The sequence below is a fragment of the Pseudomonas oryzihabitans NBRC 102199 genome, assembly GCF_000730625.1.
GTDB lineage: Bacteria > Pseudomonadota > Gammaproteobacteria > Pseudomonadales > Pseudomonadaceae > Chryseomonas > Chryseomonas oryzihabitans.
The window spans coordinates 24,002-44,899 of the sequence record NZ_BBIT01000001.1 but is presented as its reverse complement, the minus strand read 5'-3'; the positions used below and the strand labels follow the sequence as shown (position 1 = coordinate 44,899).

Below are 20,898 nucleotides of genomic sequence, written 5' to 3'. Positions count from 1 at the left end.
TCCTCCAGGTTCAACCGACACGGGCCGTGATGAGGGCGACGCCGGCGATGATCAGGACGATGCCTGCCGCCGTGGTCCAGGGAAAGGCTTCGCGAAAGATCACCACCGACAGCAGTGCGACGCTGGCGATGGCCCCGGCCGTCAGCACCGGATGCGCCACGTTCAGCGGCAGCTTGGCGAGGGCGGCGGCGTACAGCAGAAAGGCCAGGCCATACATGAACAGCCCGAGCCAGAACGGCCAGTTGGCCAGCGCAGCCATGGGATCGCTCAGGCTGGGAAAACGCCGCGGCGGCAGCATGGCCAGTTTCACCAGCACGCTCGCCGAGGCGTTGGACGCGATGCCCAGGATCAGGATCAGCCACTTCATGCGGCAGCCTCCGGCAGGTCTCGATAGGCCTTGACCGCGACCTGGACGCCACGCTCCAGCGCGGCCAGGTTGGAGCCCTGCTTGGCCGGCAGCATCTCGATGCTGACGACCTGCTCCGGCAAGCGGCGGGTCAGGGCGAAGGCGATGCCATCGTGGTTGGTACCGCCCTCCCCCAGGGTCACCAGGTCCGGCTCGCTGGCATGGACGTGACCGATCAGCTCCGCATGCTCTTCGAGCACGCGAGCGGCATCTTCCTCGTTGATGGTCAGGGCGCCGGTATCGAGTTGCATGCGGATCGCCGGATGCTCGACCGCCCGCACCACGGCGGCGGTGGAATCGCTGTCGATCATGAAGTTAGCGCCATAGCGGGGCGGATTCGGCTCCAGACAGATCTGCACGCCATGGGTCGCGGCCACATCGCCCAGACGGCGAAAGAAATCCCGTGCCTGTGCCAGGGCCTGGTCGTCACTCAATCCCGAGCGATCGCGATTGCGCGGCGAGCCGAACACCAGGCGCGTCGCGCCCAGTCCCTCGGCGACCCGGCAGACGCCCTCCAGCTGCGCCAGCAGCGCGCGCTGGATATCGTCGGCGCCAAAAACATTGAGTCCGGTGGTGCCGAACAGCAGGGCCTGCATACCGGTGATCTCGATGCCGCGGGCCTGCCACTGCTGACGCACCGCCTGGATGTCCTGGGCGGTGGCCGTCTTGGGATCGGCGAAGTACTTGCCAGGCGCGATGTCGATGGCATCGACCCGGTATTGCTGCAGGATCTCGGCGACCATGGCGTCATCGGTCGGCTCCCAGGCGATATTGGAGATGGCGATGCGCATCACTGACCCTCCGCCTTGATGACCGGGGGTTCCGACTGGGCGTAGGCGCGAACCGCGAGCAGGGTGTCGCGGGCGCTGTACTGGTAGCCGTCACGCCCGCCGAAGACCTCGGCATGCACGCTGCGAAAATCGTAGCGCGCCGGCGTACCCTCCAGGGTGTTGCCGAAGTCGCGTCCGAAGCCCTGGCGGGCGATGTCCGCCACGCTGATGGGCTCGGCGGTCAGGTGCACCAGGTCCAGCCCGGCGGCCTGGGCGGTCTGGATGTCATAGCCGAGATTGACCATCGGATAGAACTGGAAGACGCCGCGACTTTCCACGGCGTGCAGGTTGTTGTCGTTGAGCAGATCATAGATCACGTTCTTGCGCAGGCCGGGACCGACCAGGCCAGGCAGGCGGACGATCAGGGAATTGGCGAAATGCTCCCGGACGAACTGCTCCAGCCGATAGCGATTGGCGCCGTAGGCGTGCAGGCCCTCTTCGTCCACCGCGGTGGTCTCATCCACCCCGAGCGGCTGCTTGAAGACGTCCACGGTGCTGATCAGCACGAAGGAATCACACTGGATCCGCGACAGATGACCGATCAGGCCATCGATCTTCTGGCGATCGGCCTCGGGATCGCGATTGGCGATCCACTTCTGGGCAGGGGCGCCGGCGCAGATGACCTGGCCATAGGGCTGGTCGCCGATCTGGTCGATATTGGTGGAGCGAAACAGCGCGCCGAAGGCCTTCTGCTTGAGCAGCGTCGACCCCACGAAGCCGCTGTACCCTATCAATGCGTCGGTCTTCATGTTGCTCACCCCTTGGTCTTGAATCTCAGGCAATAGTCCGGTTGGCACTCCTCGACGGGATAACGCTCGTCCAGGTAGGCCTTGAGTCGTGGAAACTTGTCGTGCATGGAAATGTTGTTCAGGTTGAACGACCAGAAGGTCGTCGAATACACCACCGCCGGCGGATCGGCATGCTGCAGATCGCTGAGCAGATCGGCCTCGTAGGGCGGCGTGGCATAGACCGGATAGATGTACTTGGTACAGGCCGGCAGATCGGTCACCCCGTTGATGACCCCGTTGTTGGCCAGGTCGAACACACAGTGGGCGCCGCTCTCCAGCAGGCGCTGCGAGGCCCATTGCACCCCGGGCGTTGCCAGGGCGGCGTCATCCGGCAAGGCGGCCAGCTTCGGCACCCAGGCGAGCCCCTGGGCCCACACTCGCTCCACCGGCGACTTGTAGAGGTTGAAGGCGGCGAGCAGCACCAGCAGCGCCGCCAGGGCGGGCACCAGCAGGCGCCGGCTGAAAGCCAGCAGCGCACCAACCAGCAGTACCGCGAAGAACGGCGAGGGATTAAGTCCGACCAGCCCCAGCAGCACCGCAGCGGCAATGGCCGCGACTGCCGCGCGCGGGTGGGCCGAGATATCCCAACCGCCATTGCGCGCGAGGCGTTGCCGCCGGGCGGCATAGAGCAGACTCAGCAGGGGGACCCAGAAACCCATCTGGATGTGCTGAAAGTCCGCGCGATTGACTCCGATCTTGAAGAAGATCGCGAGCAGCACGGCCAGGGCACCGATCAGTGGCAGGTCCTCGCTCCAGCGCCATGGCCAGGGCAGACAACGGATCAGGGCGAAACCTGCCAGGGCCGTGGGCACCGCCAGCAGCAGGCTCAGGGCCAGCGGCCGGGCACTCAGCCCGTAGCCCCACTGGGACGAGGTCTCCAGGAGGAAGGTCAGGTTCTTGACGTAATCGGTCAGGGCGAAGAAATCGGTACCAAAGCCAAGCCAGCCGACGGTCGCCACGAAGCTCAGCAGAGACAGGACATGCCGCCGCTGCAGGAGCAGCGTGAGCAGTACCGCCGAGCCGATGGCCAGCACCCCGGCGATGCCGCGGTCATAGGACCAGAACAGGTTGAAGCCGGCAGCCAGACCCAGCAGCACCTCGCACAGCAGTCGCCGCGGCGTGGTCTCCACCTTGCGATGCAGGCAGAAGAGGAACAGCGACAGCAGCAGGAAGAGATCGCGATAGCCCACCACCTGGGTCGCCACGGCGCCCACTGCGACCAGCAGGATCAGGCGCGCGCGGCCCTTGGGTACCGGGCACAGCAACACGGCCGTTCCCCAGAGCAGCAGTGCCGCACCGGTGTTGCACAGTCCATAGAGGATCTGGGTCACCAGGAAGGTGTGCTGGGCGCCGAACCAGGTCTCCGCCAGCCATACCGGGATGAAATCCAGGCCACCATGGATGGTGAAGGCATGGGCGCCCGGCTGACTGTGCAGCAGCGTCGGCAATGTGGCGAAATACTCCCCCTGGTGGAAGGGATCGAGGATGACGCCCTTGCCGAACAGAAAGAAATTGATGATGGAAAAGACCAGAACGCTGATGAAGCCGGCGACGCCGGACACCCCCCTGGGTGTCGCTTCAGTGGAAGGGTTCGGCATCGAGGCGCTCCAGGGCATCGAAAATGTTGTCGATCTTGCCACCCAGCATCGAATAGCAGCCGGGCAGTTGGGGATGTTGTTCGAAGAGGATGGGACGGCCGTCGTCGCCTTCGTTCTTCATCAGAATGGTCTTCACTTCGAACAGCGAATCCCGGTACTCCACCCGCGCCGCTGCCGACATGTAGCGGGCCACGTCGCGCACCATCCAGTCCGCCCGCGAGGCGCGGTCATAGCCGTCCAGCAGCGCATAGGGATCGGTGCCATTGGCGTCTTCCCAGTTCAGGTGCGGGGTGTAGCGCACATGGGACAGGGTGTGCAGACCCCGGGCCGGGAACGGCATCATGGAAAAGAACGGACCGTCCATGACCGTCACCCCGAGGTTGCGCAGTTCCGGAGGCATCTCCACCAGCGCCATCTCGGTGATTTCGTGACGCAGCCGGGTGGCGGTCCCGGGGAAATCGCCACCGTACTGGTTAAGGCCGCTGTAGGTGCAGTTGAAGAGATAGCGGCACTGCATCTCCTCCTGGCCGCCGGCTTCGTCCACCACGTCGACCCCCAGGCCGCCGCTTTCGCCGCGGATCGCCGTCACGCGACTCTTGAAGCGCAACTCGACGCCGACGGCATCCAGTTCGCGACTCACTTCAGCGGCGAGTACGGCGGAGTTGAAGGCATATTCCTCGGTGAGATAAACCGCCTCGATCAGTCGATCGTCGAACAATCGACTTAATTCCTCGGACGCCGGTTGCAGCGACGCCTCGATCCCCTGACAGAAGCGTTCGAACTGTTTGGCCGTGACCTTGGAGTTGTTGCGGGCAATGGCATACAACTTGGTGAAGTCGCGCACCACCACATCCGGATAATCGCGCAAGAAGCGCGGCAAGTTGACTCGACTGCGAAAGGCCGTGACGAAACTGCGGGGATAGTGATAACCGTTATGGACGCGTGCCTGATTGTGATAAGAGGCGCGCTTCAACAGCCCGTCTTCCCGCTCGACCAGAGTGACTTTCGCAAAGCCTCTCACGCGCATGAGATACAGGGCCGTCATGGCCCCGTAAAATCCGCCACCTATGACGATCGCATCTCTCATGATCGTCAGGCCATGCCGGATTGAGTGGCCGGCCTTGCGGCATTGCCGCCCTGCACTACTTCGACATTGAGCTTGTCACGGCGCGTCATGACCGCACTCGTGAACTCCTGGGCGACATGATAGAGCGGCCCTTCGTTGACTCTGTGGGTCAACTGCAGGACATATTCGCCGAGCACCAGCAGGACCAGCGAAATGAGAAAGAACATGCCGGACTGCTGTAATGAAATCGTCACCCAACCTGGCGCGACGTCATCCTTGAACAGGCCGATGGCGATGACGTAGATCGAATAGAGCAGATTGGACAGGGCCCCGACGATGGACAGGAAACTGACCATGCGCATGGGCTTGCGGGTGGAGGACACCAGCAGCCGGGCACCGCGATCGAAGCTGCCGGACAAACGCTTGGGCTTGGTGCTGCGCGGCGGCATGCTGTATTCGAGATTGATCCGCGAGAAGCCCGCCGTCGCCGGCAGATGGCGATAGGTCAGCGCCGGCGCGGGGTGGCGCAGGATGTAATTGATGACCTTCTTGCTGAGCATCCGGTACTGAGGCGCATCCTTGGCCAGATCGACGCCGTTGAACTGCTTGTAGAGACTGTTGAAGCCCTTGGAGCAAAGACTGTAGGACAGGGTCTGCCGAACTTTCTGCTGATTGTTGGCGAACACCACGTCGATGCCACCCGCAGCCTGTTGCAACATGTCGGGCAAGAAGGCGATGTCATCGGTTTCCGGATCTATGACGACCGCGAAGTCTCCCAGCGCATTCTCCAGTCCCACCCAGGCGGCGGTATCGGAGTCCACTTCCTTGGTCAGGGCATATACCTGCAGATTGGGCAGGCCATTGATGCTGGTGAGTTGCTTCAATCGAGCTACGCTGTCATCAGAAGAGGCGTTGTCGACAATGATAAGTTCGTAGTCACTTACCAAGGGACCGATAACAGTTGCCGCGCGCTCCAGGACGCTCTGCAACTCGGTAGCCTGATTACGCACAACGAACACGACTGAAAGTAGGACGGGATAAAAGGCCATGACGCGAACCTCCAGAGGCGCTCCAGATACAAGCAATGCAGACGGTTAGCCAACGGAGAGTACAGATAAATTCGGCAGGTTTTTGTCTGCTGCTCTATGCTGTGATCACAGCCACAAATCGCCACTGGAAGAGCTTGGAAGTCGGACAAGGTCGCCGTTTTTGCCCTATCCTCCAAACTGCTGTAACGGTTCGGCAAGGGCAGTTGAAGGCGTCGGATCGCGAGGAGAGGTTCTGGAAAGGAATCTGGTGTCCCAGAGTGGGGTCGAACCACCAACCTTCCCCTTAGGAGGGGGATGCTCTATCCAATTGAGCTACTGGGACAGGAAAGGGCGCTCATGGTAACGAGCAGCGGAAGGTTTGTCATGTTCCGGTTCAGGCAGCGCGACACTGCGCGCGGGGCGGCACAGGCAGGAAGTTCTTCGGCAGCTTTGCAATTTGTTCTGTACGTCGGTAAATTGACGTCAATAAAAACAGATACCTAGGGACAGGTGGTTACAGAGTCCAAGGTGCCGTGAGTGCTAGCGGAACGAGACGAGGGCTTATGCCTTCACTGATTTTTGACTCCAGATGAAGTACCTCAATGACCCAGGCCATTAGATCCTACTCAAGCCGTACCGCTGACAAATTCGTCGTGCGTCTGCCCGAGGGCATGCGAGAGCGCATCGCGGATGTGGCCCGCAACCATCATCGCAGCATGAACTCCGAAATCATCGCGCGTCTCGAGCAGAGCTTGCAGCAAGAGGGCGCCCTTGGGGACGAACCCGGGCTTCGCCTGGACAGTCCGGAGATCACCGCCAGCGAGCGGGAGTTGCTGCAGCGCTTTCGGCAACTGTCGGGTCGCCAGCAGAACGCCCTGATCTCGCTGATCGCCCACGACATCGACGCCGCATCCTGACGGCGTCCGGGCTGCCCTGCGCCTGGGCAGCCCGCTGCACCCTGCCCTGCCCTACATCAGGAACAGGGTGGCGAGTCCCAAGAAGATGAAGAAGCCGCCGCTGTCGGTGACCGCGGTGATCAGGACGCTCGACCCCATGGCCGGGTCGCGACCGAAGCGCTGCAGGGTCATGGGAATCAGCACGCCCATGAACGCCGCCAGCAGCAGATTCAGGGTCATGGCCCCCATCATCACCAGGCCCAGGGACCAGCTGCTGTAGAGATAGAAGGCCACCAGCCCTATCACCCCACCCCAGATGACGCCATTGCACAGGGCGACGCCCATCTCCTTGCGTAGCAGGCGCGCGGTGCTGGTCACGCTGATCTGCCCCAGCGCCATGGCGCGCACGATCATGGTGATGGCCTGGTTGCCCGAGTTGCCGCCAATGCCGGCGACGATGGGCATGAGCGCGGCCAAGGCCACCAGTTTCTCGATCGAGCCCTCAAACAGGCCGATGACCCGCGAGGCGATGAAGGCCGTGATGAGGTTGGTGGCCAGCCAGGTCCAGCGGTTGCCCACCGATTTCCACACCGAGGCGAAGACGTCTTCGTCTTCGCGCAGACCAGCCATGTTGAGGACTTCGCTTTCGCTTTCCTCGCGGATCAGGTCGACCATCTCGTCGATGGTGAGACGGCCAATCAGCTTGCCGTTCTTGTCCACCACCGGCGCCGAAACCAGGTCGTAGCGTTCGAACGCCTGGGCCGCGTCATAGGCGTCGCCGTCCGGATGGAAGGCCACCGCCTCCTTCGCCATGACCTCGACAACCAGCTTTTCCGGATCGTTGACCAGCAGTCGCTTGATCGGCAGCACCCCCTTGAGGATGCTGTCGTTGTCGACCACGAACAGCTTGTCGGTGTGGTCGGGCAGCTCTTTCAGCCGGCGAAGATAACGCAGCACCACTTCCAGGGCGACATCATCGCGGATGGTCACCATCTCGAAGTCCATCAGCGCGCCCACCTGGTCCTCTTCGTAGGACAGGGCGGAGCGCACCCGCTCGCGCTGCTGGGCGTCGAGGGCCTCCATCAGTTCATGGACGACGTCGCGCGGCAGGTCCGGCGCCAGGTCGGCGAGTTCGTCGGCGTCGAGCTGACCGGCCACCGCAAGGATTTCCTGATCGTCCATGTCGGCGATCAGCGTCTCGCGGACGGCGTCCGAGACCTCCAGCAGGATCTCGCCGTCACGCTCGGTCTTGACCAGCCCCCAGACGGTCAGGCGGTCTTCCTGCGGCAGGGCTTCGAGGATGAAGGCGACGTCGGCCGGGTGCAGCTCGTCCAGCCGGGCACGCAGCTCTTCGAGGCCTTCTTCGGGAATATCGGCGGGGGATACGGGGGCGCGGTCGTGGTCTTCACGCGCCTCGACGGCGAGGTCGTAGCGCTCCAGCAACTCGACGACCTGGGCGAGACGCTCCTGTAGCGTCTCGTGGGGCTTTCTGATTTCTGCTTCGTTCACTACGGTCATAGCGCACTCCGGCCCGCCGGCGGAGCGCACCGACGAACCCTATCTCAACAACGGGACGAAAAAGGCGATTGAGTGTTGACTGGGTAAGTCCATAAGGGGGGATGACCACTGCCCCGGCGGGGCTGACGGCGGGGATGATACACCGGACCGGTTGCGGGTGCGAACGCAAAAGGTTTTCAAAACAGCTATTTGCAAGGGCTCTGGGGCGGTATCGAAGCCGCGCTTGCAACGCTCGTCCCGCGGTCGTTACTCCGCTAAGCTTGAGCGCTACGTCAAGGAGGACGTCCCATGAAGAAGCTCGTCGTGCTCGGCCTGTTGCTGGGCTGCGCCTCTGCCCAGGCGGCCACGGTCTATCGTTGCGAAGATGCCGCCGGCCACCTCACCTTTTCCACCAGCGGCTGTGCTTCGGACAGCGACAGCCGCCTGCAACGCGCGGACAATCCCCGCCCGGGCGGCGCCAGGCCCACGCTGATGGCGAAACCCAAGGCCCCTCCGCGCAAGGAGGCGCAACGCCCACCAACAGTGGTGGCAGCCAGAACGGATGGGTGCGGCGATCTGCTCAGCCCCAGCGAAAGGCGGCAGGCGATCATCCGGGGACAGGTCAGGGTCGGCATGAGCCGGGCGGACGTGGAGAACGCCCTGGGACCACCGCAGCGGATTTCCCAGCTGGATGCCCTGACTCGTTATCACTACGAGGCGCGCCAGCGCAAGGAACGCTCGCGCCTGGTGACCTTCGACGACAAGGGTTGCGTGCGTCGACGCTGACGCCCGCAACCGGCCGGCGCCGCCTCAGAGCACGGCGCGGGGGTAGGAGCCGAGGACCTTGAGCGCCACGGCGCTGGTGGACAGGCGCTCCAGCACGTCGCGGATCAGCGGATCGGCCTGGTGGCCGAGGAAATCGATGAAGAAGACATAGGTCCACTTGCCGCTGCGCGAGGGCCGCGTCTCGATCCGGCTGAGGTCGATGTTGTTGGTGTGGAACGGCAGCAGCAGCTCGTGCAGGGCACCCGGCTTGTTCTGCATGGAGACGATGATGGAGGTCTTGTCGTCGCCGCTGGGCGGCACCTCCTGGTTGCCGATGATGAGGAAGCGCGTGGAGTTGTCCGGGCGATCCTCGATCTTCTGCTGCACCGGGGTCAGGCCATAGAGCGAGGCCGCCATGTCACCGGCAATGGCCGCGCTGTTCCACTCCCCCTTCACCCGCCGCGCCGCTTCGGCATTGCTGGCCACCGCCACCCGCTCGACGCTGGGGTAGTAGGAGTCCAGCCACTTGCGGCACTGGGCCAGCGACTGGGCGTGGGAATAGATGCGGGTGATGCTGTCGGCCTTGGTGTTCTCGCCGATCAGCAGGTGGTGGTGGATGCGCAGCTCCACCTCCCCGCAGATCGACAGGTTGTGCTCGAGGAAGCTGTCCAGGGTGTGGTTGACCGCCCCTTCGGTGGAGTTTTCCACCGGCACCACGCCGAAGTTGGAGGCGCCGGCGGCAACCTCGCGGAAGACCTCGTCGATGGCCGCCATGGGCCGGGTCACCACGGCCTTGCCGAAGTGCTTGAGCGCCGCGGCCTGGGAGAAGGTACCTTCCGGGCCGAGGTAGGCCACGTGCAACGGCTCTTCCAGGGCCAGGCAGCAGGACATGATCTCGCGGAACAGTCGCGCCATGTCTTCGTCACGGACCGGACCGCCGTTGCGCTCCATCACCCGCTTGAGCACCTGGGCCTCGCGCTCGGGCCGGTAGAACACGGGCTTTTCGCCCTCCGCCAGCGTTCCCATCTTGACCCGGGCCACGTCCTGGGCGCAGCGGGCACGTTCGCTGATCAGCTCCTGGATGCGTTCGTCCAGACTGTCGATACGCAGGCGCAGGGCCTTGAGCTCGTGTTCGGACATGATCAGCCGTGCTCCTTCTCGAATTCGGCCAGATAGGTCACCAGCGCCTGGACGGCTTCCAGGGTCACGGCGTTATAGATGGAGGCGCGCATGCCACCCACCGAACGATGGCCCTGCAGATACAGCAGACCGCGCGCTTCGGCGCCCTCGAGGAAGGCCTTGTCGAGGCGCTCGTCCGCCAGGCGGAAGGGCACGTTCATCCAGGAGCGGTCGTTCTTGGCGATGGGGTTGCTGTAGAAGTCGCTGGCGTCGATGAAGCCGTACAGCAGCTCCTTCTTCTGGCGATTCAGGCGCTCCATGGCGGGCAGACCGCCCTGCTCCTTCAGCCACTTGAACACCAGGCCCGACAGGTACCAGGAGAAGGTGGCCGGGGTGTTGTACATGGAGCCGTTGTCGGCCTCGACCTTGTAGTCGAGCAGCGTCGGGCAGGCGGCGCGGGCGCGACCCAGCAGGTCTTCGCGGACGATCACCACCACCAGGCCGCTCGGCCCGATGTTCTTCTGCGCGCCGGCGTAGATCAGCCCGAAACGCGAGACGTCCAGCGGGCGCGAGAGGATGTCGGAAGAGGCATCCGCCACCAGGGGCACGTCACCCACGTCCGGAATCCAGTCGAACTCCAGACCGCCGATGGTTTCGTTGGGGGTGTAGTGGACGTAGGCGGCGTCCTTGGACAGCTGCCATTCGTGCTGCCCCGGAATGGCGAAGTAGTCGTAGCCCTTGGAACTGGCGGCGACGTTGACGGTGCCATAGTGCCGCGCCTGCTCGATGGCCTTGCGCGACCAGATGCCGGTGTCGATGTAGTCGGCCTTGCCGCCCTCGGGCATCAAATTCATCGCCAGCTGGGCGAATTGCAGACTGGCGCCGCCCTGCAGGAACAGCACCTTGTAGTTGCTGGGGATGGCCAGCAACTCGCGCAGGTCGGCCTCGGCCTGGTTCGAGATGGCGGTGAAGTCTTCACCGCGGTGGCTCATCTCCATCACCGACAGGCCACGGCCCTGCCAATCCAGCAGATCGGCCTGGGCCTGGCGCAGCACAGCTTCAGGCAGGGCCGCCGGGCCGGCGCAGAAGTTGTAGGCACGCTTGCTCATCACTCGTCATCCTCGTTGGGCAGATCATCGCTCGGCACGTCGCTGGCACCGGGCAGCACATCGTCCTGGTCGGGTTCGTGGCTGTCGACCGGCAATTCCTTGTCGAGCACCTCGTCGTCGAGCTCGGCTTCGTGATCCAGCAGCTCTTCGTCCACCGAAGGCTCCTGCACCCGCTCCAGGCCCACCAGCTTCTCGCCCTTGCCGAGCTTGATGAGGGTGACGCCCTGGGTGTTGCGGCCGGTACGGGAGATGCCCTCGACCGGCGTCCGCACCAGGGTGCCCTGGTCGGAGATCAGCATGATCTCCTCGCCGTCCAGCACCTGGATGGCGCCGATCAGGGGGCCGTTGCGCTCGTTGATGACCATGGCGATCACGCCCTGGCCGCCACGACCACGCTGCGGGTATTCGGCCATGGCGGTGCGCTTGCCGAAGCCGTTGAGGCTGGCGGTGAGGATCTCGGCGCCCGGCTCGGGGATCAGCATGGAGATCAGCCGCTGGTTCTCGGCCAGACGCATGCCCCGCACGCCGCGGGCGGTACGGCCCATGGTGCGCACATGGCGTTCCTTGAAGCGGATGACCTTGCCACCGTCGGAGAACAGCATGACCTCGCGGGCCCCATCGGTGATGGCGGCGGCGATCAGGCTGTCGCCCTCTTCCAGCTTCAGCGCGATCAGGCCGTTGCTGCGCGGACGGCTGAACTGCACCAGCGGGGTCTTCTTCACGGTGCCGTTGCGAGTGGCCATGAAGATGTAGGCGCCGGTGGGCTCGTCCTGGTCGGCATCGAGGAGTTCGCCCTCTTCGCCTTCGCTTTCGACATCGTCTTCCACCAGCACGGCGTCTTCGATGTCCAGATTGTCGTCCTGCTCGCCCAGGTCCTCGTCACCGGCCGGCGCCTGCTGACGTATGGCTTCCAGATCGACCGGCAGCATGGCGGTGATGCGCTCGCCTTCGGCCAGCGGCAGCAGGTTGACCAGCGGACGGCCACGGGCAGCGCGGGAGGCCTCGGGGATCTCGTAGGTGCGCTTCCAGTAGACCTTGCCCAGGCTGGAGAACAGCAGCAGGGTGGTATGGCTGTTGGCGACCAGCAGGTGTTCGATGTAGTCCTCTTCCTTGACCGCCGAGGCCGAGCGGCCGCGGCCGCCCCGGCGCTGGGCCTGGTAGGCATGCAGCGGCTGGGACTTGGCGTAGCCGCCATGGGAGATGGTGACGACGCGGTCTTCCTCGGTGATGAGGTCGGCGATGGTCAGGTCCACCTGGGAGGCGATGATCTCGGTGCGACGCTTGTCGCCGAACTCGGCCTTGACCTTCTCCAGCTCCTCGCGGATGACTTCCATCAGCCGCTCAGGGTTGGTCAGGATGCGGATCAGCTCGCCGATCTGCAGCAGGATCTCCTGGTACTCGGCGATGAGCTTTTCGTGCTCCAGGCCGGTCAGGCGGTGCAGACGCAGATCCAGGATGGCCTGGGCCTGCTCGGGCGAGAGGTGGTACTTGCCCTCGTGCAGGCCGTACTGCTCGGGCAGTTCGTCCGGACGGCAGGAATCGGCGCCGGCACGCTCGACCATCTCGCGTACCGCGCTGGATTCCCAGGGCGTGGCGATCAGGCGTTCCTTGGCTTCGGCCGGGGTCGGCGAGCTCTTGATCAGCTCGATGACCGGATCGATGTTGGACAGGGCGACCGCCTGGCCTTCGAGGATGTGGCCACGCTCGCGCGCCTTGCGCAGTTCGTAGACGGTGCGCCGGGTCACCACTTCGCGACGGTGGCGAATGAAGGCTTCCAGCAGTTCCTTGAGGTTCAGGGTCCGCGGCTGGCCGTCGAGCAGGGCCACCACGTTGATGCCGAACACCGTCTGCAGCTGGGTCTGGGCGTAGAGGTTGTTGAGCACCACCTCGGGGGTTTCGCCGCGACGCAGCTCGATGACCACGCGCATGCCGTCCTTGTCGGACTCGTCGCGCAGCTCGGTGATGCCTTCGATCTTCTTCTCTTTCACCAGCTCGGCGATCTTCTCGATCAGCCGTGCCTTGTTGAGCTGGTAGGGCAGCTCGGTGATGACGATCTGCTGGCGATTGGCGCTCTTGTCGATGTCCTCGACTTCGGCGCGGGCCCGCACATAGATGCGGCCACGACCGGTGCGATAGGCCTCGATGATGCCGGCGCGACCGTTGATGATGCCCGCGGTCGGGAAGTCCGGACCGGGGATGTACTGCATCAGGTCGTCGACGGTCAGCTCGCTGTTCTCGATCAGCGCCAGGCAGCCATCGATGACCTCGCCGAGGTTGTGCGGCGGGATGTTGGTGGCCATGCCGACCGCGATGCCGCTGGAACCGTTGACCAGCAGGTTGGGGATGCGCGTGGGCATCACCGCCGGGATCTGCTCGGTGCCGTCGTAGTTGGGCACCCAGTCGACGGTTTCCTTGTCCAGGTCGGCCAGCAGTTCGTGGGCGAGCTTGGACATCCGCACTTCGGTGTATCGCATGGCCGCGGCGTTGTCGCCGTCCACCGAACCGAAGTTGCCCTGGCCATCCACCAGCATGTAGCGCAGCGAGAAGGGCTGGGCCATCCGCACGATGGTGTCGTAGACGGCGGTGTCGCCGTGGGGGTGGTACTTACCGATGACGTCACCCACCACGCGGGCGGATTTCTTGTACGGCTTGTTCCAGTCGTTGCCCAGCTCGCTCATGGCGTAGAGCACGCGCCGGTGCACCGGCTTGAGGCCGTCGCGCACATCCGGCAGGGCCCGGCCGACGATGACGCTCATCGCGTAGTCGAGATACGACTGCCGCAATTCGTCTTCGATATTGACCGGGAGGATTTCTTTGGCCAGTTCACCCATGAGAAGCCTGGTTCCTTCTGATCTGAAAAGCGCTAGGGCTCGTCCGCATGTCGGTCGAGCCTGATATAGGAGAGGCGAAAGCCCGTCTGGCGGCGCCTGCCACCGGCGGCGCGAAGGCGCTCCAGCCGGTTTTCAGCACTGCATCACCGCCTGCCGAGGGCTTTCGAACAAAGCCTGTGCAAAGAGCGAAATTCTAACACATTCAGGGATGTATCCGCCCCTGGCGATCACCTCAATGCAGGCGGCGCCGATTCATCAGCTCGGCCATCTTCTTGGCGTCCGGACGCTCCACCACCCCGCGCTCGGTGACGATGGCGTCGATGAGATCGGCCGGGGTCACGTCGAACACCGGATTGAAGGCCTCGACCTCGGCGGCAATGCGCTGGCCACCGGCTTCCAGCAACTCGTGACCGGCGCGCTCCTCGATGGGGATGTCGTCACCGGACGCCAGATTCATGTCGATGGTGGAGCTGGGCGCCACCACCATGAAGCGCACGCCGTGGTGCATGGCGATGACCGCCAGGTTGTAGGTGCCGATCTTGTTGGCCACGTCGCCGTTGGCGGTGATCCGATCGGCGCCGACGATCACCCAGGCGACGTTGCGCGTCTTCATCAGGTGAGCGGCGGCGGCATCGGCGTTGAGACTGACCGGAATGCCCTCGCCGGCCAGCTCCCAGGCGGTCAGGCGCGAGCCCTGCAGCCAGGGGCGGGTCTCGTCGGCGTGGACGCATTCCACCAGGCCGTCCAGGTGCGCGGCGCGCAGGACGCCCAGGGCGGTGCCGAAGCCGCCGGTGGCCAGGGCGCCGGTGTTGCAGTGGGTAAGGAAGGTCTGCTTGCTGGCGTCGTGCTTGCGGATCAGCTCGACGCCCAGCTGCGCCATGGTCAGGTTGGCCTCGCGATCGCTCAGGTGGATGGCCACCGCCTCGGCTTCCAGCGCCGCCAGGGCACCCTCCCCGGCCATGCGCGTCAGGCGCTCGCGCATCCGGTTGAGCGCCCAGAACAGATTGACGGCGGTGGGACGCGAAGCGGCCAGCAGTTCGAAGTCGGCACTGACGGTGGCTTGCCAGTCCTCACCCGCCGCGGCACGCTGCCGGGCACCCAGCACCACGCCATAGGCGGCGCTGATGCCGATGGCCGGCGCGCCGCGTACCAGCATGTCGCGGATGGCCTGGGCCACCTCGGCGGCGCTGTGACAGGCGACCCAGTGTTCGCGCAGCGGCAACAGGCGCTGGTCGAGCAGGTGCAGGGCACCGTCCCGCCATTCGATCGCCTTGATCTTTTCCGCCGCCAGCAGACGCTCTCGCATGATCTCTCCTCGACCTGAATCTGTAGCCAGCCAGTATACCGGCATCGGCGTGCGGATTTAGCGGTAGCGCCGCAAGGACCGCTATACTGCCGGCTCGCCCCCCTTGGAACCGCCGCCGATGCCCACCCCCGCGCCCCTGGACCTCTTGTTGCTCCCCAGCTGGATCGTGCCGGTGGAGCCTGCCGGAGTAGTCCTGCGCGATTACGCCCTGGGCGTGCGCGACGGCTGCATCGCCCTGCTCGCGCCGCGTAGCGAGGCCCTGCGCCAGCCGGCCAAGGAGACCCTGGAGCTGCCGGGCAAGGTGCTGATCCCCGGGCTGATCAACGCCCATGGTCACGCCGCCATGACCCTGTTTCGCGGCATGGCCGACGACCTGCCGCTGCAGACCTGGCTGCAGGATCACATCTGGCCCGCCGAAGGGCGCTGGGTCGACGAGGACTTCGTCCGCGACGGCACCACCCTGGCCATCGCCGAGCAGATCCGCGGCGGCATCACCTGCTTCTCGGACATGTATTTCTACCCCCAGGTGGCCTGCGAGGCGATCCATCGCACCGGGGTGCGCGCCCAGGTCTGCCTGCCGATCCTCGACTTCCCCATTCCCGGCGCCCGCACCGCGGACGACATGATCCGCCGTGGCCTGGAACTGTTCGACGACATGAAGCTGCACGAGCGCATCAGCGTGGCCTTCGGCCCCCATGCGCCCTATACCGTGGCCGACGCCAAGCTCGAACAGATCCTGGTCTTGGCCGAGCAACTGCAGGCACCGATCCAGATGCATGTGCACGAGACCGCCTTCGAGGTGGAGCAGGCGCTGCAGCAGACCGGTGAGCGGCCGCTCAGCCGGCTGCGGCGACTGGGCCTGCTCGGGCCGCGCTTCCAGGCGGTGCACATGACCCAGGTGGACGACGAGGACCTGGAAAACCTGGTCGAGACCAACAGCCATGTCATCCACAGTCCCGAATCCAATCTCAAGCTGGCCAGCGGCTTCTGCCCGGTGGAGCGGCTCTGGCAGGCCGGCGTGAACGTCGCCATCGGCACCGACGGCGCGGCCAGCAACAACGATCTCGATCTGCTCGGCGAGACCCGTACCGCCGCCCTGCTGGCCAAGGCCGTGGCCGGCTCCGCCACCGCCCTCGATGCCCACCGTGCGCTGCGTCTGGCCACCCTGAACGGTGCTCGCGCCCTGGGTCTCGAGCGCTGCCTGGGCTCGCTGGAAGTCGGCAAGGCCGCCGACCTGACCGCCGTCGACCTCAGCGGCCTCGCCCAGCAGCCGCTCTACGACCCCGTTTCGCAACTCATCTATGCCACCGGCCGCGACCGCGTCAGCGACGTCTGGGTCGGCGGCGTGCCGCTGCTGCGCCAGAGCGAACTCGTGCGCCTGGACGAGGCCGAACTCATAGCCAATGCGCAGCAGTGGGCCACCCGTATCCAGCAGGGCGTCTGACGCGCCCCGCTCCCTTGCCTCTGGAGAACCCCATGTCCAACGTCGATAACGCCGAGATCGCCAAGTTCGAGGCCCTCGCCTACCGCTGGTGGGATCGCGAGAGCGAATTCAAGCCGCTGCACGACATCAATCCGCTGCGCGTCAACTGGATCGACCAGCACGCCGGCCTGGCCGGCAAGAAGGTACTGGACGTCGGCTGCGGCGGTGGCATCCTCAGCGAAGCCATGGCACAACGTGGTGCCCAGGTGACCGGCATCGACATGGCCGAGGCGCCCCTGGCCGTCGCCCGCCTGCACCAGCTGGAATCCGGCGTGCCAGTGGAGTACATCCAGGAGACCACCGAGGACCACGCGCGCAAGCACGCCGGCACCTATGACGTGGTGACCTGCCTGGAGATGCTCGAGCACGTGCCGGATCCCTCCTCGGTGATCAAGGCCTGCCACGACCTGGTCAAGCCGGGCGGCCAGGTGTTCTTTTCCACCATCAACCGCAATCCCAAGGCCTATCTGTTCGCCATTGTCGGTGCCGAATACGTGCTGCGCTTGCTGCCGCGGGGCACCCACGATTTCCGCAAGTTCATCCGCCCCTCGGAACTGGGTGCCTGGGCCCGCGCCGCCGGCCTCAACCTGCGCGACGTCATCGGCCTCACCTACAACCCGCTGACCAAGAGATACAAGCTCGAAGGCGACGTGACGGTGAACTACATGGTGCGCACCCAGCGCGAGGACTAGGCCATGCGTCTGCAAGCGGTCCTCTTCGACATGGATGGCACCCTGCTCGACACGGCGCCGGACTTCATCGCCATCATCCAGGGCATGCGCCAGGACAGGGGCCTCGCGCCCGCCGATGAGGCCCGCCTGCGCGGGGTCATCTCCGGTGGTGCCAAGGCGATGATCCTGGCCGGCTTCGAGATCGACCCCCTGGGCGCCGAACTCGAACCCCTGCGACTGGAGTTTCTCGAGCGCTACCAGACGCAATGCGCGGTCCACACCCGGCTGTTCGACGGCATGGACGAGATCCTGCACGATCTCGACGCCGCCCGGTTGCGTTGGGGCGTGGTGACCAACAAGCCGGTGCGCTTCGCCGAGCCGATCATGCAGCGCCTGGGCCTGGCCGAGCGCTCGGCCTGCCTGGTCTGCCCGGACCATGTCACGCACAGCAAGCCGGATCCGGAGATGGTGCTGCTGGCCTGCCGGCAACTGGACGTGGATCCGCAGACCGCCCTGTTCATCGGTGACGACCTGCGCGACATCGAATCCGGTCGCGCCGCCGGCAGCAAGACGGTGGCAGCGCGCTACGGCTACATCCATCCGGACGACCGCCCCGAGCACTGGGGCGCGGACGCCATCATCGACCATCCGCTGGAATTGCGCGCCCTGCTCGATCGCGCGCTGTGCGGCTGCTAGAGGTTCAGATGTTCGACTACCAGGCTCCGGCCGAGCTGCTCAAGGACCGCATTATCCTCGTCACCGGTGCCAATCGCGGCATCGGCGCCGCCCTCGCCAAGGGCTGCGCCGCCCTGGGCGCCAGCGTCATCCTCCAGGGTCGCGATGCCGCGGCGCTGGATCAGGTGTGTCAGGAGATCCTGGCCAGCGGTGGCCAGGCCGAGACCCTGGTGCTGGATCTCGAACAGGCCGATGCGGCCGCCTATGCCGCCGTGGCGGAGCGGCTGAGACAACGTCACGGGCGCCTGGATGGCCTGGTGCACAACGCCGGCCTGCTCGGGCCGCGGGTGCTGCTGGAAGAGACGCCCGCCGCCGCGCTGGCGCAGGTGCTGCAGGTCAATGTCCAGGCCGGCTTCGCCCTGACCCAGGCCCTGCTGCCGCTGCTCAGGGCGGCCGGTGAGGCCTCGCTGATCTTCACGTCCAGCAGTGTCGGTCGCAAGGGCCGGGGCGGCTGGGGCGCCTATTCGGTGTCCAAGTTCGCCACCGAGGGCCTGATGCAGGTCTGGGCCGAGGAGCTGGCCGAGGACGGCATCCGGGTCAACAGCGTCAACCCGGGCGGTACCCGCACCGCCATGCGGGCGGCGGCCTATCCCGAAGAGGACCCGGCCCGGGTGCCCGCGGCGGAGGCCATCCTGCCGGTCTATCTCTATCTGCTCGGTCCGGCCAGCCGGGGCACCACTGGCCAGGCGCTCAACGCCCAGTAGCGGAGTCGATCAGACGTGGAAGCGCTGCACCAGGCGCGCGAGCTCGTCACCCAGTTCGGCCAGCTCGCGGCTGGCTGAGGCCGTGGCCGCCATCGCCTGGCTGGACTGATCGGCGCCGTCGCGAATCCGGGTGACATTGACCGCCACCTCTTCGGCCACCCCGCGCTGCTGCACGGCCGCCGCGGCGATCTGCTGATTCCTCTGCTGGATGCTGGCCACCGCCGTGGCGATACCGGCAAAGGCGCGCCGGGTATCGCCGGCACTGTCCAGGGTGTCGACGAGCAGGGTCTCGCTCTGCTGCATCCGTGCGACCGCTTCGCCGCTGCCCTTCTGCAACACCACGATGAGCCGTTCGATCTCGACGCTCGACTGCTGGGTACGGCGCGCCAGGGCCCGGACTTCGTCAGCGACCACGGCGAACCCTCGCCCCTGCTCACCGGCACGCGCCGCCTCGATGGCCGCGTTGAGCGCCAGCAGGTTGGTCTGCTCGGCCACCGCCTTGATCACGTCCAGCACACTGCTGATCGCCTGGCTGTCGTGGGACACGCCTTCGAGGCGCTCCGCCGCGGACCGGACATCCACCCCCAGGGTCTCGATACCGGCCAGACTGCGGCCGATCACCGCCTGGCCATCGCTGACCTGGCGCTCGGCCTGATCGCCGGCACCGGCGGCGGCCTCGGCATCTGCGGCGACCCCCTGGGCCGTGGCGGCCAGTTCGGCCATGGCCGCGGCCACCTGATCGGTTTCCTCGCGCTGCCGGGTCACGCCCCGCTGCGCCTCGCGGGCCTGTTCGGCCAGGGCGGCGGCGGACTGGCCAAGCCGGCCGATACCGCTCTGCAGCTGCAGGACCATGCCGCGCAGCGCCGCCACCATGCTGGCGCTGGAACGCTGCAACTGGCCGATCTCGTCGCCCCGATCCACCGTCAACTCGACATCCAGCTGGCCCTGGGCGATGCGCTCGGCGGCGGCGATCACCTTGCGCAGCGGCCGGACGATGGCCAGGGTGATGATCAGCGCAGCCAGGGCGCCGACGATCAGCGCCAGCAGGGCCACGCCGCCGATGGTCAGCAGGCGCTTGGTCATCATCGCCTGCAGTTCGGTTTCCTGTTGCCCATAGAGGGCATCGACCCGCTGCACCGCGGTCTCGGCCAGGCTGGTCATCCGCGCACCGGCGGTCTGCTCCTGGGCCAGGGCGGCGGCATAGTCGCCGAGGCGGCGGATGAATTCCTTGATGTTGGTGGAGACGTCCTGGATGACCGAGGAATAGGCCGGATCGCTCAGTTGCGGCTCGACCTTGGCCAGCAATTCCAGGGCGGCACTGGCCGAGGGCAGCGGCTGGTCGTCCACCGTGCTCTTGCCGGCCCGTGCCTGGGCTTCGTCAAGACTCTTGAGCATCAGGCGATAGAGTTCGCCGACCTGCTGCGACAGGGTCAGGAGTTCGGCGCCCTGCTTGCCGCCGGAATCCTTGAGGGCATAGGCGCCGTCATCCAGCAGACCGGACTGGAGGATGTCCAGGCTGTTGGCCGCGCCCTCTACCAGAAAGGCGGCCCCCTCCATGGCCAGACGGCGCGAGGTGTGGAGTCGTTCGAAGTCGGCGAAGGCAGCGCCATAGGCCTGGATGGCCTCACGGGCGGCGCCGAGGTCGACAGCGTTGGCACTGCCCACCTCGGCCTCCAGCTGTCCCAACCGCTCGAGCACTGCCGGCAGGGCCTGCCGTAGATGCTCGGCCTGGGCGGCCTCGCCACTCAGGCGAAAGCCCTGCTCCAGGGCGCGGACCTGCATCACCTGCCGGTTGATCGCCGCCATGTCGCGCAGGGAGCCGAATCTATGCTCGACATCCTTGAGTGCGAGCCCGCCCTGCAGGGCCACCACCAGGGTCAGCAGCAGCACCAGCCCGAAGCCCACCGCCAGCTTGGTCGCGGTTCGCCAATTGGCCAGGCGATAGCGCGCAATCCCTTTCATACCGCACCCCGACAAAATGAGTTCTACCGACGCTGTCGTCTGCAGAAGCCGATTCTTGAGAGGGTGCGGAGCAAACCGCCACTATCCGTCGCGCGCGGTTATGT

At 65.5% G+C, this 20,898-nt stretch carries 18 protein-coding genes, 1 tRNA gene and 1 pseudogene; 6 read left to right on the top strand and 14 right to left on the bottom strand.

Annotated elements, in window-relative coordinates:
- Nucleotides 1-10 precede the first annotated feature (10 nt).
- The 7 genes from POR01S_RS00195 to POR01S_RS00165 all read right to left on the bottom strand — a co-directional run bounded on the left by POR01S_RS00195 (nt 11) and on the right by POR01S_RS00165 (nt 6,059).
- The gene (locus POR01S_RS00195) at nt 11-367 is read right to left on the bottom strand and encodes an SMR family transporter (protein WP_027598043.1); all 357 of its coding nucleotides are present in this window, start codon (nt 365-367) and stop codon (nt 11-13) included.
- On the bottom strand, nt 364-1,197 hold the full coding sequence (locus POR01S_RS00190) for a sugar phosphate isomerase/epimerase family protein (RefSeq protein WP_042132901.1): 834 nt from the start codon (nt 1,195-1,197) through the stop codon (nt 364-366). Before POR01S_RS00190 ends, POR01S_RS00195 begins: the two co-directional genes overlap by 4 nt.
- The gene (locus tag POR01S_RS00185; RefSeq protein WP_042133248.1) at nt 1,197-1,985 is read right to left on the bottom strand and encodes an NAD-dependent epimerase/dehydratase family protein; all 789 of its coding nucleotides are present in this window, start codon (nt 1,983-1,985) and stop codon (nt 1,197-1,199) included. Before POR01S_RS00185 ends, POR01S_RS00190 begins: the two co-directional genes overlap by 1 nt.
- A 5-nt stretch (nt 1,986-1,990) precedes the next feature.
- Nucleotides 1,991-3,622, bottom strand: coding sequence for a hypothetical protein (locus POR01S_RS00180; RefSeq protein ID WP_222932029.1), 1,632 nt, complete (start codon nt 3,620-3,622; stop codon nt 1,991-1,993).
- On the bottom strand, nt 3,603-4,667 hold the full coding sequence (locus tag POR01S_RS00175) for an FAD-dependent oxidoreductase (RefSeq protein ID WP_037006948.1): 1,065 nt from the start codon (nt 4,665-4,667) through the stop codon (nt 3,603-3,605). Before POR01S_RS00175 ends, POR01S_RS00180 begins: the two co-directional genes overlap by 20 nt.
- Before the next feature lie 47 nt (nt 4,668-4,714).
- A complete protein-coding gene (locus tag POR01S_RS00170) occupies nt 4,715-5,737 on the bottom strand; it encodes a glycosyltransferase (protein WP_027598048.1) in 1,023 nt (340 codons plus the stop codon).
- A gap of 245 nt (nt 5,738-5,982) precedes the next feature.
- Nucleotides 5,983-6,059: transfer RNA gene (locus POR01S_RS00165), tRNA-Arg, on the bottom strand.
- Between the two features lie 259 nt (nt 6,060-6,318).
- Here POR01S_RS00165 and POR01S_RS00160 point away from each other — a divergent pair.
- Entirely contained in the window at nt 6,319-6,633 is a 315-nt protein-coding gene (locus tag POR01S_RS00160) for an Arc family DNA-binding protein (RefSeq protein ID WP_007160462.1), read from the top strand.
- Nucleotides 6,634-6,684: 51 nt separating this feature from the next.
- On the opposite strand, the gene mgtE is transcribed toward POR01S_RS00160, so the two are convergent.
- Nucleotides 6,685-8,130 carry a magnesium transporter gene (gene mgtE / locus POR01S_RS00155; protein ID WP_186354089.1) on the bottom strand — a complete coding sequence of 482 codons (1,446 nt, stop codon included), beginning with the start codon at nt 8,128-8,130 and terminating at the stop codon, nt 6,685-6,687.
- Between the two features lie 288 nt (nt 8,131-8,418).
- On the opposite strand from mgtE, the gene POR01S_RS00150 reads away from it, so the two are divergent.
- Nucleotides 8,419-8,895, top strand: coding sequence for a DUF4124 domain-containing protein (locus POR01S_RS00150; protein ID WP_042132897.1), 477 nt, complete (start codon nt 8,419-8,421; stop codon nt 8,893-8,895).
- Between the two features lie 24 nt (nt 8,896-8,919).
- Here the strand turns inward: POR01S_RS00150 and pheA are convergent, their stop codons facing one another.
- The 4 genes from pheA to mtnA all read right to left on the bottom strand — a co-directional run bounded on the left by pheA (nt 8,920) and on the right by mtnA (nt 15,239).
- On the bottom strand, nt 8,920-10,014 hold the full coding sequence (gene pheA, locus POR01S_RS00145; protein WP_027598051.1) for a prephenate dehydratase: 1,095 nt from the start codon (nt 10,012-10,014) through the stop codon (nt 8,920-8,922).
- 2 nt (nt 10,015-10,016) lie between these two features.
- The gene (gene serC, locus POR01S_RS00140; RefSeq protein ID WP_007160466.1) at nt 10,017-11,102 is read right to left on the bottom strand and encodes a 3-phosphoserine/phosphohydroxythreonine transaminase; all 1,086 of its coding nucleotides are present in this window, start codon (nt 11,100-11,102) and stop codon (nt 10,017-10,019) included.
- The gene (gyrA, locus tag POR01S_RS00135) at nt 11,102-13,933 is read right to left on the bottom strand and encodes a DNA gyrase subunit A (protein ID WP_027601631.1); all 2,832 of its coding nucleotides are present in this window, start codon (nt 13,931-13,933) and stop codon (nt 11,102-11,104) included. The genes serC and gyrA overlap by 1 nt, the downstream gene beginning before the upstream one ends.
- Nucleotides 13,934-14,165: 232 nt before the next feature.
- Complete coding sequence (gene mtnA, locus POR01S_RS00130) at nt 14,166-15,239, bottom strand: S-methyl-5-thioribose-1-phosphate isomerase (protein WP_007160468.1); 1,074 nt, start codon at nt 15,237-15,239, stop codon at nt 14,166-14,168.
- Nucleotides 15,240-15,357: 118 nt separating this feature from the next.
- Between mtnA and POR01S_RS00125 the strand changes: the two genes are divergently transcribed.
- From POR01S_RS00125 to POR01S_RS00110, 4 genes are read left to right on the top strand one after another with little or no spacing between them, the layout of a single operon-like run.
- Nucleotides 15,358-16,683, top strand: a complete 1,326-nt coding sequence (locus POR01S_RS00125) for a TRZ/ATZ family hydrolase (RefSeq protein ID WP_042132895.1) — start codon at nt 15,358-15,360, stop codon at nt 16,681-16,683.
- Between the two features lie 32 nt (nt 16,684-16,715).
- Nucleotides 16,716-17,414: a bifunctional 2-polyprenyl-6-hydroxyphenol methylase/3-demethylubiquinol 3-O-methyltransferase UbiG gene (gene ubiG / locus POR01S_RS00120; RefSeq protein WP_007160470.1), complete on the top strand. Its 699-nt coding sequence runs from the start codon at nt 16,716-16,718 to the stop codon at nt 17,412-17,414.
- Nucleotides 17,415-17,417: 3 nt separating this feature from the next.
- Nucleotides 17,418-18,089 (top strand): N-acetylmuramic acid 6-phosphate phosphatase MupP, encoded by a 672-nt coding sequence (mupP, locus tag POR01S_RS00115; RefSeq protein WP_027601630.1) that lies wholly within the window; start codon nt 17,418-17,420, stop codon nt 18,087-18,089.
- Nucleotides 18,090-18,097: 8 nt separating this feature from the next.
- Nucleotides 18,098-18,832: a YciK family oxidoreductase gene (locus tag POR01S_RS00110; RefSeq protein ID WP_042132891.1), complete on the top strand. Its 735-nt coding sequence runs from the start codon at nt 18,098-18,100 to the stop codon at nt 18,830-18,832.
- A gap of 9 nt (nt 18,833-18,841) precedes the next feature.
- On the opposite strand, the gene POR01S_RS24155 is transcribed toward POR01S_RS00110, so the two are convergent.
- Together POR01S_RS24155 and POR01S_RS24150 are read right to left on the bottom strand one after the other, a co-directional pair.
- On the bottom strand, nt 18,842-19,684 hold the full coding sequence (locus tag POR01S_RS24155) for a methyl-accepting chemotaxis protein (protein WP_371099733.1): 843 nt from the start codon (nt 19,682-19,684) through the stop codon (nt 18,842-18,844).
- A 42-nt stretch (nt 19,685-19,726) separates the two neighbouring features.
- A pseudogene (locus tag POR01S_RS24150) lies at nt 19,727-19,915 on the bottom strand (HAMP domain-containing protein); the annotation flags it as partial.
- Between the last annotated feature and the right edge of the window lie 983 nt (nt 19,916-20,898).

Coding starts and splice junctions, on each gene's coding strand:
- mtnA (WP_007160468.1), bottom strand. CDS start 15,239: ATGCGAGAGCGTCTGCTGGCGGCGGAAAAGATCAAGGCGATCGAATGG.
- mupP (WP_027601630.1), top strand. CDS start 17,418: ATGCGTCTGCAAGCGGTCCTCTTCGACATGGATGGCACCCTGCTCGAC.
- POR01S_RS00185 (WP_042133248.1), bottom strand. CDS start 1,985: ATGAAGACCGACGCATTGATAGGGTACAGCGGCTTCGTGGGGTCGACG.
- POR01S_RS00170 (WP_027598048.1), bottom strand. CDS start 5,737: ATGGCCTTTTATCCCGTCCTACTTTCAGTCGTGTTCGTTGTGCGTAAT.
- pheA (WP_027598051.1), bottom strand. CDS start 10,014: ATGTCCGAACACGAGCTCAAGGCCCTGCGCCTGCGTATCGACAGTCTG.
- POR01S_RS00180 (WP_222932029.1), bottom strand. CDS start 3,622: ATGCCGAACCCTTCCACTGAAGCGACACCCAGGGGGGTGTCCGGCGTC.
- POR01S_RS00160 (WP_007160462.1), top strand. CDS start 6,319: ATGACCCAGGCCATTAGATCCTACTCAAGCCGTACCGCTGACAAATTC.
- POR01S_RS00125 (WP_042132895.1), top strand. CDS start 15,358: ATGCCCACCCCCGCGCCCCTGGACCTCTTGTTGCTCCCCAGCTGGATC.
- POR01S_RS00175 (WP_037006948.1), bottom strand. CDS start 4,667: ATGACGGCCCTGTATCTCATGCGCGTGAGAGGCTTTGCGAAAGTCACT.
- POR01S_RS00195 (WP_027598043.1), bottom strand. CDS start 367: ATGAAGTGGCTGATCCTGATCCTGGGCATCGCGTCCAACGCCTCGGCG.
- ubiG (WP_007160470.1), top strand. CDS start 16,716: ATGTCCAACGTCGATAACGCCGAGATCGCCAAGTTCGAGGCCCTCGCC.
- serC (WP_007160466.1), bottom strand. CDS start 11,102: ATGAGCAAGCGTGCCTACAACTTCTGCGCCGGCCCGGCGGCCCTGCCT.
- mgtE (WP_186354089.1), bottom strand. CDS start 8,130: ATGACCGTAGTGAACGAAGCAGAAATCAGAAAGCCCCACGAGACGCTA.
- gyrA (WP_027601631.1), bottom strand. CDS start 13,933: ATGGGTGAACTGGCCAAAGAAATCCTCCCGGTCAATATCGAAGACGAA.
- POR01S_RS00150 (WP_042132897.1), top strand. CDS start 8,419: ATGAAGAAGCTCGTCGTGCTCGGCCTGTTGCTGGGCTGCGCCTCTGCC.
- POR01S_RS24155 (WP_371099733.1), bottom strand. CDS start 19,684: ATGGTCCTGCAGCTGCAGAGCGGTATCGGCCGGCTTGGCCAGTCCGCC.
- POR01S_RS00110 (WP_042132891.1), top strand. CDS start 18,098: ATGTTCGACTACCAGGCTCCGGCCGAGCTGCTCAAGGACCGCATTATC.
- POR01S_RS00190 (WP_042132901.1), bottom strand. CDS start 1,197: ATGCGCATCGCCATCTCCAATATCGCCTGGGAGCCGACCGATGACGCC.